At 70.3% G+C, this 16,594-nt stretch carries 16 protein-coding genes and 1 tRNA gene; 6 read left to right on the forward strand and 11 right to left on the reverse strand.

Features of this window, described 5'->3' with window-relative positions; genetic code table 11:
• Positions 1-3: 3 nt before the first annotated feature.
• The 10 genes from ACZ48Y_RS08675 to ftsH all read right to left on the reverse strand — a co-directional run bounded on the left by ACZ48Y_RS08675 (position 4) and on the right by ftsH (position 9,050).
• Positions 4-816, reverse strand: a complete 813-nt coding sequence (locus ACZ48Y_RS08675; RefSeq protein WP_464740413.1) for a cytochrome c3 family protein — start codon at positions 814-816, stop codon at positions 4-6.
• Positions 813-1,160 carry a YceI family protein gene (locus ACZ48Y_RS08680; protein ID WP_464740415.1) on the reverse strand — a complete coding sequence of 116 codons (348 nt, stop codon included), beginning with the start codon at positions 1,158-1,160 and terminating at the stop codon, positions 813-815. The genes ACZ48Y_RS08675 and ACZ48Y_RS08680 overlap by 4 nt, the downstream gene beginning before the upstream one ends.
• Positions 1,161-1,190: 30 nt before the next feature.
• A complete protein-coding gene (locus tag ACZ48Y_RS08685; protein ID WP_464740417.1) occupies positions 1,191-1,349 on the reverse strand; it encodes a hypothetical protein in 159 nt (52 codons plus the stop codon).
• Positions 1,350-1,405: 56 nt separating this feature from the next.
• Complete coding sequence (locus ACZ48Y_RS08690; protein WP_464740419.1) at positions 1,406-2,740, reverse strand: DUF5666 domain-containing protein; 1,335 nt, start codon at positions 2,738-2,740, stop codon at positions 1,406-1,408.
• Between the two features lie 285 nt (positions 2,741-3,025).
• On the reverse strand, positions 3,026-3,820 hold the full coding sequence (locus tag ACZ48Y_RS08695; RefSeq protein WP_464740421.1) for an enoyl-ACP reductase FabI: 795 nt from the start codon (positions 3,818-3,820) through the stop codon (positions 3,026-3,028).
• A 12-nt stretch (positions 3,821-3,832) separates the two neighbouring features.
• On the reverse strand, positions 3,833-5,221 hold the full coding sequence (locus ACZ48Y_RS08700) for a molybdopterin-dependent oxidoreductase (RefSeq protein ID WP_464740423.1): 1,389 nt from the start codon (positions 5,219-5,221) through the stop codon (positions 3,833-3,835).
• A 31-nt stretch (positions 5,222-5,252) separates the two neighbouring features.
• Entirely contained in the window at positions 5,253-6,047 is a 795-nt protein-coding gene (locus ACZ48Y_RS08705) for a cupin domain-containing protein (RefSeq protein WP_464740425.1), read from the reverse strand.
• A 33-nt stretch (positions 6,048-6,080) separates the two neighbouring features.
• Positions 6,081-6,659 (reverse strand): anti-sigma factor, encoded by a 579-nt coding sequence (locus ACZ48Y_RS08710; protein ID WP_464740427.1) that lies wholly within the window; start codon positions 6,657-6,659, stop codon positions 6,081-6,083.
• Positions 6,656-7,192, reverse strand: coding sequence for an RNA polymerase sigma factor (locus ACZ48Y_RS08715; RefSeq protein ID WP_464740429.1), 537 nt, complete (start codon positions 7,190-7,192; stop codon positions 6,656-6,658). Before ACZ48Y_RS08715 ends, ACZ48Y_RS08710 begins: the two co-directional genes overlap by 4 nt.
• A gap of 10 nt (positions 7,193-7,202) precedes the next feature.
• The gene (gene ftsH / locus ACZ48Y_RS08720; RefSeq protein ID WP_464742898.1) at positions 7,203-9,050 is read right to left on the reverse strand and encodes an ATP-dependent zinc metalloprotease FtsH; all 1,848 of its coding nucleotides are present in this window, start codon (positions 9,048-9,050) and stop codon (positions 7,203-7,205) included.
• Positions 9,051-9,129: 79 nt separating this feature from the next.
• On the opposite strand from ftsH, the gene ACZ48Y_RS08725 reads away from it, so the two are divergent.
• On the forward strand, positions 9,130-10,419 hold the full coding sequence (locus ACZ48Y_RS08725) for a Tfp pilus assembly protein PilF (RefSeq protein WP_464740431.1): 1,290 nt from the start codon (positions 9,130-9,132) through the stop codon (positions 10,417-10,419).
• A 6-nt stretch (positions 10,420-10,425) separates the two neighbouring features.
• Here the strand turns inward: ACZ48Y_RS08725 and ACZ48Y_RS08730 are convergent, their stop codons facing one another.
• Positions 10,426-10,938 (reverse strand): hypothetical protein, encoded by a 513-nt coding sequence (locus ACZ48Y_RS08730; RefSeq protein ID WP_464740433.1) that lies wholly within the window; start codon positions 10,936-10,938, stop codon positions 10,426-10,428.
• A gap of 53 nt (positions 10,939-10,991) precedes the next feature.
• Between ACZ48Y_RS08730 and ACZ48Y_RS08735 the strand changes: the two genes are divergently transcribed.
• From ACZ48Y_RS08735 to ACZ48Y_RS08755, 5 genes are all read left to right on the forward strand, one after another.
• Positions 10,992-11,068 (forward strand) — tRNA-Arg (locus tag ACZ48Y_RS08735).
• 64 nt (positions 11,069-11,132) lie between these two features.
• On the forward strand, positions 11,133-12,140 hold the full coding sequence (locus ACZ48Y_RS08740) for an LptF/LptG family permease (RefSeq protein WP_464740435.1): 1,008 nt from the start codon (positions 11,133-11,135) through the stop codon (positions 12,138-12,140).
• Entirely contained in the window at positions 12,137-13,177 is a 1,041-nt protein-coding gene (locus ACZ48Y_RS08745; RefSeq protein ID WP_464740437.1) for an LptF/LptG family permease, read from the forward strand. The genes ACZ48Y_RS08740 and ACZ48Y_RS08745 overlap by 4 nt, the downstream gene beginning before the upstream one ends.
• Positions 13,174-15,603, forward strand: a complete 2,430-nt coding sequence (locus tag ACZ48Y_RS08750; RefSeq protein WP_464740439.1) for an LPS-assembly protein LptD — start codon at positions 13,174-13,176, stop codon at positions 15,601-15,603. The genes ACZ48Y_RS08745 and ACZ48Y_RS08750 overlap by 4 nt, the downstream gene beginning before the upstream one ends.
• Positions 15,600-16,577 carry a hypothetical protein gene (locus tag ACZ48Y_RS08755; RefSeq protein ID WP_464740441.1) on the forward strand — a complete coding sequence of 326 codons (978 nt, stop codon included), beginning with the start codon at positions 15,600-15,602 and terminating at the stop codon, positions 16,575-16,577. Before ACZ48Y_RS08750 ends, ACZ48Y_RS08755 begins: the two co-directional genes overlap by 4 nt.
• Positions 16,578-16,594: the final 17 nt, after the last annotated feature.

Genomic DNA, 16,594 nt, shown 5'->3' on the forward strand with positions numbered 1-16,594 from the left:
GACTCACTCCCCGTACCAGGCCCGCAGGTCGACCCCGTGGCGGTAGGCGCAGAAGTTGTTGGGGAGGGTGACGTTGAAGGCCGCGGGGTCCTCGGGGTTGGCGATCAGCTTGACCTGGGCCTGGAAGAAGCGGTGCGCCTGATCCACCTCCGCTTGGGTAATGCGGTCCGCCCCCCGGTGGCAGCGGGCGCAGCTTGCGGTTCCGCGCTCCCCGGCCTCCATGTGCCAGGGGGTGAAGTCGCGGCCGTGGGTTTTGGGAACGTGGCAGCGCTGGCAGCTGGCCTGACCCTGTCGGCCATAGGCGGTGAAGGGAACGACGTCAACCGGAGGCTTGGCCCCCTTGATCCCGGACGCCAACCCGGCGATCGGGGTCCGGCCGTCGTGGCAGGTGGCGCAAAACCGCCCCAAGGAGTCGGGACCGTGGGGTTCCAGGGAGGCCTTCGGCGCCCGGCTCGGCCAGGTGGTGCCCTGGCCGAGGGCGCGATGGCAGACCTGGCAAGCCGCCGCCTTTGCCCCCAGCGCGGCGAAGTGCCGCTCGTGGCTGAAGACCACCCGACTCGCTCCCTTGGGATGGAAGGTCTTCAGAATGTCCGTGGGCGGCCGCCATCCCCGGGTTGGGGCCATCCAGCCGTTGCCGACCCCGACGAACTGGCCGGGGACCACCCGGCCCTTGAGGGCGGCGGGCAGGGAGGTCCCGTCCGAGAACTCGAGGGCCTTGGTGTCGGGGTTAACCCGAACCCAGAGCAGGCGACCCCCCTCGGCCGCGACGACCCCGAGTCCAAGGATCAGGAGCCCGCCCAGTAACCAGCGCCTCACCGGACCACCCCTTCGCCCCGAACGGCGACCCGCACCCGGTCCTGAACGCGAAAGCCCAGCAGGCTCGGGGGACGCATCTTCCAGTCGGTGATCTTGGTCTCGAAGGAACCCTCAAACACCACCGCGTCGCCCCGGAAACGCACCTTGCCGGGGATGACCACGGGACGGGTGACGCCGTGAATCGTGAGGTTGCTGAGGAGCTTCGCCGCGCCGCTTTTTGGATCGCCTTCCAGTCCGGTGACCTCAAGGCAGGCCTCGGGGTACTTGCTGACCTCGAACATCCCCCGGGTGTGCTTATCCCTAAGCGGCTCACTGGAATCCCATTGCGCAAGGTCCAGGCACACCTTTCCGGTCAGCGTACCCGCCTGGGCATCTCATAGAACGTGCCCGGCCACCGCGGTATCGATCCCTTGGAACGCCCCCATCGGCCCCCTGGCCTGGTAGACGACCTTCCCGCTTACCCGGTAGGAAAGCGGGGCAGCCAGGACCACGCCCAGAAAAACCGCCAACGCCATCGCTTGAACGATCCGCACGTGTGTCGCCTCCGAAAAAGACGTAGGGGGCGCGGTGACCGCGCCCCCTATCGAGCTCAGTCCCCCGCGCCCTTTAACTCGACCTTGCTGGCCAGCACGGTGTACGAGCCTTGGTCGGTTCCCTTAACCTCGACCCGGTCGCCCACCCGCACCGTTCCCCAGAACCGATCCGCGGTAAGGACAGTATCGTGCGCCTCGTAGTAGGTGTTGGCGTCCACCTGAACGGTGTAACCCAGGAGCTGGAGGGTTTGGTTGGCGGGGTCGAGGCTCTGCACCGGGCCCTCGAGGTCAAGCCCGCCGGCGCCGTGGTCATCGCTACCGGAATGGCCTTCCCCGGCACCCTTCACTTCGATGCGGGTGGCGTACCCGTCGTAGGCGTTTCCGCTTGGGTCGGTGGCCTTGGTGCGGTGGTACTTCACCTCCACCCAAGCGCCCGGCTGGATGTCGCCGAAGGCGAGCGGCTGGTCGGGGTCGCTCTGCTTGACGATGGTGTTCGGATCGGCCCAGAAGGTCATCCCCCCGACGGTCAGGGTCATCGCCTGGACATCGACGTTATGCACCGGCCCCTTGACCTCGCCGTTCGAAGACCCGTCGCCGCCGTGCGCGTACTTCACCTCGACGCGGGTGGCGTGGACCAGCGTGGGATCGCTGGGGTCAGGGGTGCCCTGGACCTCGACGTAGGCCCCCTCAGCCAGCGAACCCACCACGGTGGCCTGGCTGTAGGCCACGGTAAAGCCCGCGAGTTCGAAGGTCTGGTTGGCCGGATCCAGGTGGGTCACCGGCCCGTAGAGCTCGGCCCGCTCACCCGCGCCGTGGTCCGCGTTGGGGTGTTCACCCGGCCCCTTGAACGCGACCTTGCTGGCGGTGATGGCGTTCGCGGCGCCGTCGTATGTCCCCTTCACCTCGACCAACCCCGCCTCGGTGGGGGTTCCGCTGACTTTCTGTGCGCCACTGTAGTCGACGCTAGGACCGGTGGCGCTGCACCGGGCGTCGCTACCCAGATCGAAGGTCTGGCTTGCGGTATCGAGGTTGCAGGCGTACCCCCGGACCTCCACGGAGACGGGCCCCGCTCCGGCGGTCGCCTTCCGCTGAAGGTAGGTAGCGAGCACGCTACCGTCCGCCTGGCGGGTGCCCGAGACCTCAACCACGTCCCCAGCGGTCAGGTCACCGAGGACCAGCGTAGTGTAGGTTCCGTCGGCGTTCTCTTCATAGATGCGCGTCAGCGCGTCCACCTTGATGGACTGGCCGAGGACCACCAGCGTGGCGTTCGGGACGTCGACGCTTGCGATCGGACCCTTGACCTCGATCTGGATATCGGCCGAATCGACCTTGACCGAGCCACCGTTGTCGATACCCTGCGCATAGATCACCATGCCAGGGTGAACCGTCACACCGGCCACCGCCTGCGCAGCGGCAACCGGATCCCCGTTGACGGTGATCGTGGCGCCGCTCAGGTCAAGCGACCTGCCCGCCAGGGTAGGGTTCGAATCGGTGCCCCCGACCACCCCGGCCAGGGTGGCCTGGGTGGTGGCCGTTCCCGCAGGCGGTTGCTGGTTGCAGGCTGCCAGGAGCAACAGCCCCGCCGCCAGGAAAAGACCGCTTGTGACCTTTCTCTTCACGAACATCACCTCCGGCGTTTACCATGCCCGCCGGAGGTTAACCCGAGGTAAACCGAGCTAGACCCCGACCGTGCCGGGGTCCGGGATGCCGATGATGTGGTAGCCGGCGTCGACGTAGATGACCTCGCCGGTGATGCCTTCGCCGAGGGGAGAAAGCAGGAAGAGGCCGGCGTTCCCCACCTCTTCCTGGCTGACGTTGCGGCGCAGGGGGGCGACCTTCTCCACGTGGTCCCAGAGCATGGTGAAGCCGGGGATGCTGCGGGCGGCGACGGTGCGCACCGGCCCGGCGCTGACCGCGTTGACCCGCACCCCCTTGGGACCGAGCTCGGCGGCGAGGTAGCGGACCGAGGCTTCGAGGGCGCTCTTGGCGATGGCCATGACGTTGTACTTGGGCACGTACTTCTCGGCGGCGTAGTAGGAGAGCGCCACCACCCCCGCCCCCGGGCGAAGATGGGGCATCGCCTCGCGCACGATCGCGACCAGGGAGTAGGCGCTGACCTCGAGGGCCTTGAGCCAGTCCTCCTTGGTCGTCTCCACGTAGCGCCCCTCCATCGCCCGCCGCGGGGCGAAGGCGATCGCGTGCACGATGGCGTCGATGCCCTCCCAGCGCTGCCCGATCTCGCCGATCACCGCCTTAAGCCGGTCCTCGTCGGTGACGTCGAGCTCGAAGAGGGCATCGGCGACGCCCTGCGTCGCCTTCTCCACCAGGGGGCGGACGCGTTCGCCCTGGTAGGTCATCGCCACCCTGGCCCCGGCCTCCTTGAGCTTTTTCCCGATGGCGAAGCCGAGGCTGCGCTCATTGGTCACGCCAAAGACCACCGCGTTCTTTCCCGTAAGGTCGATCGGCACCATGGGCCGAGTCTATCAGGCACGGGGGACGACGATCGTTCGCCGGTGGTAGCCGGTGGCCCCATCGGGCAGGGGAGGACGGGGAACGGGATCCTGGAGGTTGCCCTCGCCGTCGATGGCGCGCACCACCGCCGAGTAGCGGCCGGGACGGGCCCGGAACCGGTACCCCCACAAGACCCAGGCGTAGGGCCCGAGCGGCGGCTTGAGCACGGCCTCGTTCCAGGTCTTCCCGCCGTCCAACGAGACCTCGACCCGGGCCACCCCGCGGCGGCCGGCGAAGGCCACCCCGCCGATGCCGTAGGTCCCGTCGGCGAACCGGGTGGCCACCGGCGTGTCGATCCGGCTCATGGTCTTCACCACCGCCAGGTCGCTCCAACCCCGCCGCTCCCAAAATCCCTTGTAGTCGTAGTCGACCAGCTCAATCTCGGTCAACCATTTCACGTTCTTCATGCCGTAGAGCCCGGGCACCAGGAGGCGTACCGGGTAGCCGTGCCGGGCCACCAGGGGTTTGCCGTTTTGCTCGAGGGCGAGCAGGTTGCCCTCCTCCAGGGCAAAGGCCAGCGGCACCGACTCGGTGTAGTTGTCGCGGGCCCGAAGGATTAGCTCGGTGGCCTCGGGCCGCACCCCCGCCCGCCGAAGAATCGCCGCCAGCGGCACCCCCCGCCACCGGCTGCACCCCATGAGGTCCCCGCCGACGGGGTTGGAGATGCAGATCAGCGTGGTGGGCTGCTCGACCTCGGCGAGCTGCTGGAGCGCCGCGTAGTCGAGCTCCAGCGGCCGCTCGACCCGACCATGGATTTTGAGCTTGTAGTCGGCCACCCGAACCCGGGGAGGGAAGACGTCCTTGGCCACCACGTAGTGCTTGGCCACTGGGGTGGTCTCCTCGGGCATGCCCCGCAGGCGGCGGATCCAGCTTGCCGCCTGGGCGCGGGCGCGATCGAGGGCCAGGGGAAGCAGGGCGAGCCAGATCAGCGTCCTTCGCCGGTCCAGGTCCGGCAACGCCCCATTCCTGCCCCCCGCCCAGAGCAGGCCCACCGCCAGCGCGACCCCGTAGACCTGCCAAGGGGGGAAGGCGTAGTTATCGGCCGCGAGCCCGAGCGGGCCGTAGCCGAGCAGGGTGTAAAAGAGTGCGGAAAAGAGGAGGGGCGCGGTGGCCTTGAGCCACCGCGCCCCCCGGCCGACCGCGACCAGAACGAGGCCGAAGCCAAGGTAGCTGAGCCCGAAGAGGAGGTACTTGGCGTTGTTCCCGAAGGGCAGGGCGTGGACCAGGTTGAACACCCAGGGCACCCCGAGCAAATGGGCCAGCGCCTGGTAGAGGAGGTCCGCCGGCGTGGCGACGCCGAGCGTTCCCCGAAGGAGCGCCATTCCGACCACCAGGGCCAGCGCCCAAAACCCTCGTTGCACCATCTGGACCCCTATCCTACCCTGTCAGGCCCTACACGAAGACCACGTCGCCGGCCAGCGCGGGGGTGAAGACCGAGAGGGCCTGGAACCGCCCGGCCAGACGGTGCTTGGCCCTGGCGGGGATCAAGAGCAGGCTGCCCGGCTTGACCAGGAAGAGCTGCCCCTCGACGTCGATCCCCCCGTAGCCGGAAAGGACGTAGACCGCCTCGTCCTTGCTCCTGTGGTAGTGGAGCGGCTGCTCGTCGTCGATGTTCAGGGCCACCGCGGTGGCCAGCGGGTGGTTGGCCAGGGGCTTGGCGGCAAAGCGCTTGGGTCCGGTCACCGGCGCCGTGCTGAAGGTGAAGGCAAGCGGCTTCCCGGCGGCTGGACCCATTCCGGACTTCACGAAGACCACGTCGCCGGCGAGCTGCGGCGAGAAGCGGGAGAGGAGGTCCATCTCCCCCTTGAAGGCGTGGGCGGTCATCGGCGGGATGATCACCCCGCGACCGGGCGCAAGGGGGATCGTTTCCCCGGCCACCAGCGCGGTGCCCTCGCCGGCGAGGCAGAAGGCCACCTCGGCGTGGGTTTTGTGGTAGTGCAGGGGCTGCTCGGGCCGGGTGCGGATCAAGAGGCTGGTGCCCTTGGGCGTCTGGCCCACCGGCTTGACCGCGAAGGGGCGGCCCTGGGGCACGGTGAGGTCGGCGAAGTCGTCGGGATAGGCCTTGTAGATGGCCTTCAGCGGGGCTTTCTCGGCGCGAACGCCGAGCGTGCCCAAAAGGAGCCAAGCGCTGACGCCCTTGATAAAGTGCCTGCGGTCGAGGTTGGTCTTCATCCAGATCACCTCCACCCATGCCTACGCACGCGGGGACCGGTTTGGATGCTACAGGGGGACGCGCCCCAGCGGGTGGGTGGGGGCGGGGCTGCCTCCCTCGGGCTCGAGGCTGACGCCGACCGCCTGGTAGCCATCGACCCGCACCATGAAGGCTCGGGAGCGCATCACTCCCAGGGAGACCGGGCCCTGGGGCCCGTGCCCCCAGGCCTGGTAGACCTTCCCCGGTGGCGGCGGATCCGCGAGCACGAAGACCGCGGTTTCGCCCCGCGCCAACACCCGGCCCAGGAACCGCCCGCTCGCGTCCCGCAGCGGCATGATCCGGGCGTTCCTGGCGGCGAGCAGGTCGAGCGCGAGGAGCGCCACGCGGGCCTCCTGCACCCGGGGCCAGGCGAACACCAACAGGAGGGCCGCGGCTGCCGCGATCGCAAGCCCCCTCCACCAGCGCCGAGTCGGCCGCGCTTGGACGGTCCCGGCCAGGGGCAGGCTGTAGTAGGCCTCACCGAGGGCCCTGGCCTCGGCCCGGCAGGCCGCACAGCGCGCGAGGTGGGCCTCGATCTCGGCGCGTTCGTCCTCGTCGAGCAGGTCCATCGCGTAGTCCGCGAGGCGTTCGGGTTCGGGATGGGTCATGGTTCCTCCAAAAAGCGCCGGAGCTTGAGGAGCGCCCGGCGCAGGCGGCTCTTGGCGGTGCCCAGCGGCAGGCCGAAGGCCTCGGCGAGCTCGCGGTGGGTCAGGCCCTGGTAGAACGCGGCGAGCAGCAGGGCGCGCTCGTGGCGGTCGAGCCGGGAAAGGGCCCTTTGCACCCGGACGCGGTCCTCGATCGCCTCGGGGTCCATCGTCCGTGCCAGGGCCAGGTGGGGCAGGTCGTGGAGGTCCGCGTCCAGCCGCACCGGGCGGGCCTTCTGCCGCCGCAGGCGGGAGATCGCCAGGTTGCGCGCGATGCGGAAGACGAAGGTTCGCACCGAACCGCGCTGGGGGTCGTAGCGCCCGGCGTGGGTGGCGAGCTTGAGGAAGGTGTCCATCAACACCTCCTCGGCCTCCTCGGGATCGCGCAGCATGCGCCGAAGCATGGCCCGGAGATCGGGAGCGAGCGCCTGGTAGAGGGCCTCGAGCGCCCCGGCCTCGCCGCGCGCCAGCGCCTGGACCTCGGCCGTCAGGTCCACCCGCAGATACCTACGCGCCGGCGCCGGCCTCGGATGCGCCCCCAGCCGCCTGGATCAGCTCGCGCACCCGTTCCCCGGGGATCGTCTCCTTTTCCAGGAGCTCGCGGGCGATCGCGTGCATGGCCTCCGCGTAGTCCTTGAGGATCTGCTTGGTGCGCGCGTAGGCCTCGTCGAGGATGCTGCGCACGTCCTTGTCCACGAGCTCCGCGGTGGCCTCGGAGAAGTCCTTCTTGCGCGCCAGCTCCTCGCCCAGGAAGACCGGACCGCTGTCCGAGCCCCAGGCGATGTTCTTGAAGTGGGCCCCCATGCCCCAGTCGAGGACCATGCGCTTGGCCAGCTGGGTGGCCCGCTTGAAGTCGCTCTCCGCCCCGGTGGTCACGGTTCCGGTGAAGAGCTCCTCGGCGGCCCGCCCGCCCATCAGCATCGAGAGCTCGTCCATCAGGTGCTCCCGTGAGACCAGGACCCGCTCCTCGGGCTTGGAGACGGTCACCCCGAGGGCCATCCCCCGGGGCACGATCGAGACCTTGCTCACCGGGCTGGCGTGGGGCAGCACCTCGCCGACGACCGCGTGCCCGGCCTCGTGGTAGGCGACCGCCCGCTTCTCCTCCTCGGAGAGCTTCAACGAGCCGCGCTCGAGCCCCAGCGTGATCTTGTCCAGGGCCTTGAGGAAGTGGTCGCGCTGGATCTTGGTCGCCCCCTCGCGGGCGGCGATCAGGGCGGCCTCGTTGGTCAGGTTCTTGAGGTCCGCGCCGGAGAACCCCGGGGTGAGCTTGGCCAGCTCCTCCAGGTCGACGTCCCCGGCGAGCGGTTTGTTGCGCACGTGGACGCGGAGGATCTCCTTGCGTTCTTCCAGGCTGGGCAGGCCGACGACGACCTGGCGGTCGAAGCGGCCCGGGCGCAAGAGCGCCGGGTCCAAGACGTCCGGCCGGTTGGTGGCGGCGAGGACGATGACGTTGGTGTCCTTCTCGAAGCCGTCCATCTCCGAGAGGATCTGGTTCAGGGTCTGCTCGCGCTCGTCGTGGCCCCCGCCGATCCCCGCGCCCCGCTTGCGGCCGATCGAGTCCAGCTCGTCGATGAAGATGATCGAGGGGGCGTGCTTGCGGGCGTCGTCGAAGAGGGTGCGCACCCGGGAGGCCCCGACCCCAACGAACATTTCCATGAACTCGCTGGCGGAGACCGAGAAGAAGGGCACCCCCGCCTCACCGGCGACGGCCCGGGCGAGCAGGGTCTTGCCCGTCCCCGGGGGACCGACCAAAAGGACCCCCTTGGGGATCTCCGCGCCCAGCTTGCGGTACTTCTCCGGGTGCTTCAAGAACTCGACGACCTCCTTGAGCTCCTCCTTGGCCTCCTTGTGCCCGGCCACGTCCTTGAAGGTGGTCTGGACCTTGCGCTCCGCGCCGTACATCCGGGCCCGGGACTGGCCGAACTGGGTCATCTGGCCCATCGCGCCCTGCCCGCGCATGAAGAAGAACCAGAAGAAGACGATCAGGAGCAGGGTGGGGCCGAGGTAGAGCAGCAGCTGGGGCCAGATCGAGGGGGGCTCGGTGACGATCTCCACTCCGTGGGACTCGAGGAACTTCAAGAACTCGGGGTCCGACACCTGGGGCGGCGGCAGGTCGACGACGAAGCGCTTGGTCACCGCCGGTCCGGTGGGGGTGGGCAGCCGCTCGGGCTGCTTGAGGGTGCCGACGAGCCGGGTGTCGTTGATCACCACCCGCTCGACCTTCCCCTCGGCGACGAGGGTCTTGAAGTCGGTGTAGGAGATCTTGGGCGCGGCGCCAGGGCTAAGCTGGTTGAACGCCCAGAATCCAAACAGCAAAAGCAGCAAAACGGCCCAGGGGTTGATTCGATTCGCCAAGTGCCATCCCTCCAACCCGCCATCCTACCGGAGCCCGGTGACGGCGGTGTGCTCCAGGCCATGATATGCTTGATCAACCGTGAGGAGCGTGGAAGCCCGCCTCGAGGTCGGCGACTATGACGGCGCGCTGGCCCTGTTGGAGGCCCGCTACGCCTCGGGAGAGGTCCGGGCCGCCCTCCTGGCCGCGGAGATCTGGGCGCTCTTCGGTCCTGAGGAAGCCGAGCGGCTGCGTGCCGCCCTCACCGCGGCCGAGGCGCTAAGCGACGATCCCCTCTGGCGGGCGCTCTTGGCCCTCGCCGAGGCCTGGGAGGGGAGGGACGCTGGGCTCGCCGGCCAGGACGCCCGCGGGGAAGCCGCCTACTTTTTCGCCGAGGCGGCGCTGGCGCTCGGGTCGCTGGCGGACGCGCGGCGCTTCCTCGAGGCGGCCATGCCCCTTCCCGCCTTCCTGGCCTGGCGGCGGAAGGTGCTCTGGGGGCGGCTCTTTGAGCGCCACGGGGAGTTCCTCGCGGCCCGGCAGGCGTACCTCCAAGCCCTCGGCGACGCGCCGCCGCTCGAGCGGCCCTACGTGGCGATGGACGCGGCCGCGGTCATGATCGAGCTGGGTGAGGGGCGGGCGGCGCTCGAGGTGCTAGAGGCCCATCCCCCGGAGGAGGACAACGCCCTTTGGCACTACCTGCGGGCCCGCGCCCTGGTCGCCGAGGACAGCCCCCGGGCGGCGCTGGAGGCGCTTGAGGAGGCCGAGCGCCTGGGCGGGGACCCCTACGAGATCGCCCTCTTCGCGGGGCAGATCTGGATGCGCTTGGGGGCGCCCGAGACCGCCCGCGAACGCTTCGAGGTCGCGCTGAGGTACGCCCGCGAGGAGGAGAAGAGCTACGTCCTCCACGAACTCGGGGTGGCGGCGCTGGAGGCCGGGGACGTCGAGGCCGCGATCGAGGCCTTCGAGGCCGCCCTTACAGACCCCGCCTACCCCCATCGCGGGGGGCTCTACACCGAGCTCGCCGGCGCCCACTACCGGCTCGGCCAGCTGGCGGCCACCGAGCGCTACGCGGAGCTTGCGATCGCCCACCAAAGCCCGGCCTCCGGCCACCTCTACCTGGGCCACGCGGCGTTGGACCGGGGCGCGCTCCACGAAGCCCTGGCCCACTACCGCCAGGCGGCGGAACACGCCGAGGAGGGCAGCCCGGACTGGCTGACCGCCCAGCAGATGGCGGCGGACGTGCTGGCCCAGCTCGGCTACCCGGACCCCGCGGAGGTGCTGGACCGGGCCCAGGCGGCGCTGCGCCACACCCCGCCCTACGACGAGTGGGCGGAGACCCTGCGCGGCCACATCGAGGCCGCGCGGGCACGGAGCCGCCGCCGGTTGAACTGAGGGCGGCTAAAAGGCCAGCGCCAGCCCCACCCCGGCCCGCGCCCCTTCCGGCCAGCCCGCGCTCAAGGTCACGTCGGCGATGACGTTGGGGATGACCTGAAACTGCAGGTTGGCCAGGGCCTCGAGGAGGGGGCGAAAGGTCCGGGTCGCGGAGGGGGAGAGGCAGAGCTGTCCGCCCGCCCCCGCGCCCACGCGGAGGCGGTAGGTGCGCCTGGCCTCGAGGCGTCGACCGAGCCAGTCGAGGCCGGCCGTGTAGCAAAACAGGTCGCCGCCCAGATCGGCCGCGCTACCGAGCCGCATCCAGCCACGCCAATCGTGAAAGTCGAGGAAGCCACCAAGCCCCGCTGCCAAGGCCAGGCCGGGCGTCATCCCGCCCTGCCCGGTCATGCCCAGCGCGCCCACCACCCGGGTCATCGGAATGGGCGCGTGGAGGACGTGGGTCTGGTTGATGATCACCAGCGCCCCCTGCGCCGGGGCGAGGGTCAGGAGGACGATGATCAGGGCCAAGGCACGCGTCATGCCGTTTCGAGTTTATCCTCTTCGCCCTTCGTGCTAGGATGACAAGCTGGCGGGCGCCCGTAGCTCAGCAGGATAGAGCGAGCGCCTCCTAAGCGCTAGGCCGGAGGTTCGAATCCTCCCGGGCGCACCAGAACGGGGCGATTCGCCCCGTTTTTTAAGCCGGCTTCTCATGGCCCCTCCCTATAATCCGAACCGTGCTGAAGCGCTACCTCCTCCGCGAGGTGCTGGTGCCCTACCTGCTTGGGGTCTTGCTCTTCGTGGGGCTGATCACCACCGATCTGCTCTCCTCCCTCTCTGGCGTGCTGATCGCCCGCGGCACCCCCTGGAGCGAGATCGCCGCGCTCGTGGTCTACCGGCTGCCGCACACCCTGGGGGTGGCGCTTCCGCTGGGGCTGGTGTTTGCGATCTTGGTCGCGTTGGCGCGGCTCGTGCGCGACGCCGAGCTCAAGGCCGCCTACGCCGGCGGCGTGCCCCCGCTGTCGCTGGTGCCGCCGGTGCTCGGGCTCGCCCTGCTGGTTTCCCTGGTGGTCTTCGCCAACGCCAACTGGATCAAGCCCGAGGCGGAGACCCGGTTCGAACGCACCCTGTACCGGGTCTACTACGGCACCGCTCCCTCGGGCGTCCTCTACAAGCAGGGCTACGCGCCCAAGGGGCTTGGGGTCTACTACGCCGAGCGGATCTACCCCGCGAAAGGCGGCGGGCGCCTCGAGGGCGTGCGCGTGGTGGAGCCAAGCGGCGTGGTCTGGAGCGCCGACCGGGGCGTCTGGAAGGGCCGGGCCTGGGTGCTCGAGGACGCCTGGCGGGTCGAGGGCGACGCGGTCAGCCACTGGCCCAAGGCCGCGCTCGCCTTTCCCGCCCGCTACGTTCCCCGGCTCGCCGCCCGCGACTTCGAGGCTTTGCCCTTCGGGGACCTCGCCGAGATCGCCCGCGTCGATCCCCGGGCACGCTTCGCCTGGATGCGGCGCTGGGCCGACGCCGCCGGGGTGATCGTCCTGGCCTGGCTCGCGGTGGTCGTGGGGCTGGGGCTCAAGGAGGCGGTCTGGGCGTTCGCCAGCGTGGTGCTCTTGATCTTCGGCTACTACGTCCTCTGGACGCTGGCCGCGAAGCTCTCCGGCTACGCCCTGGTGGGGGCCTGGGGGGCCTGGCTTCCCGACGCGGTCTACGCGCTCCTTGCGACGATGGGGACGGTGCGTCTGCGGTGAGCACCCTGGACCGCTACCTGCTGCGCGAGGTCGGCGCGTACCTGGTGGCCGGCCTGTTGGTGGTGGTGCTGCTGATCCTCGGGGGGGTACTCTTCGAGGTCCTGGCCCCGCTCTTGACCAAGGGCCTCGACGCGCTCGCGGTGGGGCGCTACCTCGCCTACCGCATGCCCGAAGCGTTGCTCCGGGGCCTTCCGATCGCATACCTCTTTGCCCTTTTGCTCGCGCTCTCGCGCATGGCCGGGGACTCCGAGCTCAAGGTCCTCCTGGCCTCCGGGGTGCCCCGGGAGCGGGTGCTCTTGACCCTGGTGTGGTTCGGGGGGCTGCTCGCCCTCTTGGCCTTCGCCTTCGGCGAGCTGGTGGTGCCGAGGGCCAACGCCCTGGCCCGTCAGACCCTGCAGCAGGCGATCCTGGCCAAGCCCCGGGCCCTGCTGGAGCCGGGGAGCTTTTTCACCGACGCCTACGGGCGGCTGGTCTACGTCGGGGGCGCCGACGCCGAGGGGGTGCGGGAGGTGCGGGTGCTCTCCCGGGACGCGGTCTGGCTCGCCGAGCGGGGGCGGTTCGTGAAGGGTCGGCTCTGGCTGGAGTCCGGCGAGCGGGTGACCTACGAGGGGAGCCGGCCCCGCACCGTGGCCCGGTTTGCCCGCGCCGAGCTGCCCTTGAAGGAGATCGCCGCCCTGCCCCGGGGGCTCGCCTATGACCTCACCCTCGGCGAGCTCTGGCAGCGGGTACGCCGGGCCCGGGCCGCGGGATTGCCCTACGCGGCGGAGGCGACGGCCCTCTTGCGCAAGGCCGCCGAGCCCCTGGCGGCGGTGGTCTTCGCGGTCTTCGCGGTGGCCGTGGCCTTTTGGATGCTGGGGGGGAGCCGCAGCCTGGGTCTGGTGGGGGTGGTCACCCTGACCTTCTTCTACTACGCGACCTGGTCGGTCTTTCGCATCATGGGGGAGCAGGGGGCGATCCCGCCCTGGCTGGGGGCGTTCGGCCCGGACCTCCTCTACCTCGGCCTGGGCGGGCTGCTCTGGCTTTGGGGGCGGCGGTGAAGCGGCTCTGGGCCCTGGGGGTCTTCCTGGCGCTGGCCCTGGCGCTCGAGATCAAGGCCGCGGACCGGCTCTACCTTTCGCCGGATCAGAACCTGGTGGTGCTCGAGGGCCAGCCGGTGAGGCTGCGCTACCAGGCGCGGGACATCGAGGCCCGGCGGGTGATCTACGACCGTGCCCAAAAGCGGCTGATCCTGGAGGGGGAGGTGCGCTATCAAGACGCCGAGGGGCGCACGATCCAGGCCCGGCTCTTGGTCCTGGAGTTGACCACCGAGGACCTCGAGGCCCTCGAGGTGCACCTGCGGCAGGGAAAGCTCGACTTCTTCACCCCCAAGGCCTGCCGGGTGCTGGGCCAGGTGCAGCTCTCCACCGCCTACTTCACCCCCTGCCTGGCCTGCGGGCAGACCAGTCCGGACTACGCCTTCTACGCCAAGCGGGTGGTGATCTATCCCGGGGACCGGGTGGTGGCCTGGGACGTCGATGTGGAGATCGGCGGCGAGAAGGTGGTGCGCTTGCCCCTGCTCTTGCTCTACACCCAGTCCCGGCGCCCCCGGTTCGCCGTCGGTCTGGACGAGACCGACGGCTTTTACGCCAGCGCCGACCTGCCCTACGTGGGCCTCGGCGGGGCGGGGTTCACCCTTTTGCGCTACTTCGAGCGGCGCGGCTGGGGGTTTGGCTTCGATCACTGGGGGGCCGGGCCGGAGAAGTTCCACGCGACCTTGCTCTACCTGCCGCCTAAGGTGGGCGAGGCGACGCCCACCCTGACGCTGGGGCTCGACTACCTCTGGAAACGCTCCGAAGCCAGCTACGCCCTCAAGCTCACCCGCGACGACGCCCGGGTCCGGGGGCGCTTTGGGGTGTTCTTCGAGGTCAAGCAGACCCAAAAGGCCGAGCCCAGGGGCCGTCTCACCCTGGACGCGGAGATCGACACCGATCCCGAGGCGCCGAGCCCCCAGCGCACCTTCAAGCTTCCCGAGGTGGAGGTGGCCTTCCCCCGCGGCTACCGGACGCGGGAGGGCTCGATCAACGGGCGGGCCCTCTTGGGGGGGTACGCCGCCAGGACCAACACCTTCAACCGCTCGGCGCGGCTGGCCGGCCCCCGGATCCTGGCCGGGCGGGCCTACCTCGAGCACCACGAGCGCTACGCCCCCCGCCTGGGCAGGAACCTGACCTTCAGCCTGCGCAACGACTTTCGCGGCTACTACTACGACACCGCCGAGCGGCAGATCGACTGGCAGACCCGGGCCGCCGTCTCCGCGCGCTGGGGCGCGTTCTCCAGCGGGCTGGTGCTGGAGCGCTCGGTGCGCGAGGGGGAGACGCCCTTCGCCTTCGACCGCCTGCCCACCCGGCGCAAGGCCGAGCTCCGCCCCTACCTGGCCTTCCAAGAGGGAGGGTTGGGCCTGCGGGCCGAGGGCGGCTGGGGGTTTTTCAAGGCCGCGCCCCTCCCCCTCGACCTGAAGGCCAGCTACAAGGACCGGGTCCTCGCCGCCGAGGCCGTCTACCAGCGCGATCTCGAGGCCGGCCGGCCCCTGAAGCTGAGCGCAAGGCTCTCGCTGACCCCCCGGCCCTTCAGTCTCGCCGTGCGGGGCGGCTACGACTACCTTGAGGCCCGCTACGACCCCTTGCGCGCGGTCGCGGGCTACGCCTTCGTGGGGGGCAATCTGAGCCTGACCACGACCTACGATCCCAACCGGGGCGCCTTTTCCACCCACGAGGCCAGCGCCGCCTGGCGCTCGGGGGCCCGGCGCGCGCAGCTGCGGCTGGGCTGGGACAACCTCCGGGGCGCCGTGCGCGGGGACCTCTCGCTGGGGTCGGGCCCCTTCTCCCTCAAGGGCAGGCTCCGCTACCCCTGGGACACCGGGCGGGCCAGCGCCAGGCTCAGCCTGGGCCTGGCCCGGGTCCGGCTGGACCTCGACGCCGTCGCCGAGGGGGGGCGCTTTCTCAAGGCCGAGGCCGCCCTCCGGGGCGGGGAGGTGGGCCTCTCCCGCCGCTGGGACGGTGAGGTGCGGCTGCACCTTCCGGACGAGACGGACTCCGGTGCCTTCGTCCAGCGGGTGAGCTTCAAGGGCGGGGTGGAGGTCTTCTCCAACCTCGCCTTTCAGGGCCGGCTGGCCTACGACCGCGCCGGGGATCGGGAGACGCTCGGGTTCTACGACTTCGGCCTGACCTTCGCCTTTCCCCAACGTCCCTCGACGCGGGTCTTCTTGAGCGCGTTCTTGAACCAGACCTTCGACCTCAAGCGCAAGACCCCGACCCCGATCAAGCCCCGCATCGTCTTCACCTACGATCGCTGCTGCTGGGGGTTGCGCTTTTCCATCGACGCGCTCAAAGAGGAGGTGCGGATGAGCTGGGTGTACGGCGGCCAGGCCGCGGACCTGGCCTTTGACAAGGAGGGCATCCTCCTTCCCGGGGGGGTGCGGCTGCCGTGAGGCGCGCGCTTTGGCTGCTGGCCCTCTTTCTGGCGGCCTGCACCGGGACCTTCGAGCCGGAGACGTCGGTCGTCCTGGCGGGGGGGCGCGGAACGACCCTGACCTTCTTTGACGCCAGCGCGCTGAACCGGGGGGCGTCGGCGGAGATCGGTGCCTGGACCCTGGCGGATCCGGTGTTGGATCTGGCCGCTGCCGGGGGGCGGCTCTTCGTGTTGACCGAGGGAGGGCTTTCGATCTACGCCGTCTCTGGGTTTCGCCTCGACGCCGTACCCGACCCCAGCGCGGCGCTCATCGCCTCCTGGCCGCTCGCCTGCGGGGCCGGTGGAGCGCTGCGCCTGGGGGCGGTGGACCTCGTCGTGGTCTGCGGCGACGCCGCCTGGCGCCTGGCGCAAGGAGCGGGCCCCGGCGACACCCCGACCTCGCTGGACCTCGGCCCCTACCCCGACCGACTCGACCTGGGCCTGGTCTGGGACGGGGCGGCCGATCGGCTCGCGGTGCTCGAGCGGGCGGCCTCGGGGGCGCTCCTGAGCGTCGAAGGTCAGGACCCCGTGCCCCTCGATCGCCCATCGGACGTCGAGGCCGGCTGGCTGTGGTGGGACGACGAGGCCCAGCGGCTGGCGGTGGGGTTGAAGGCGGGTTTCGGGGAAAAGGAGGCGCTTTATCGCTACGATCCCGGGGCCCATCGGGCAGAGCGCCTGGCCGAGGCCGACGTCGGCCCCGTCGGGGTCTACGCCGCCGGTGGGCTTTTCGTCCTCTACGGCGAGCGGGGCGCGCTCCTCGCGGAGGCCAAGGACGACACCGCGCGGATCGAGGGCCTCCCCGTCGCGGCGCTCTGGCTGCACCCCGACCGCTACCTCTACCTGGCGAGCTCGAGCGCGTTCTACGTCTACGACGCGGCAGCCAGCCCGCCCCAAAGGCTTCGCGCGGTCCACGGCCTGGGGGTTCGGGCCTTGACCGGCTTCCCCCTGCCCTAGCGGGCGGTGTTGAAGCT

The sequence above is a fragment of the Rhabdothermus arcticus genome (assembly GCF_055382915.1).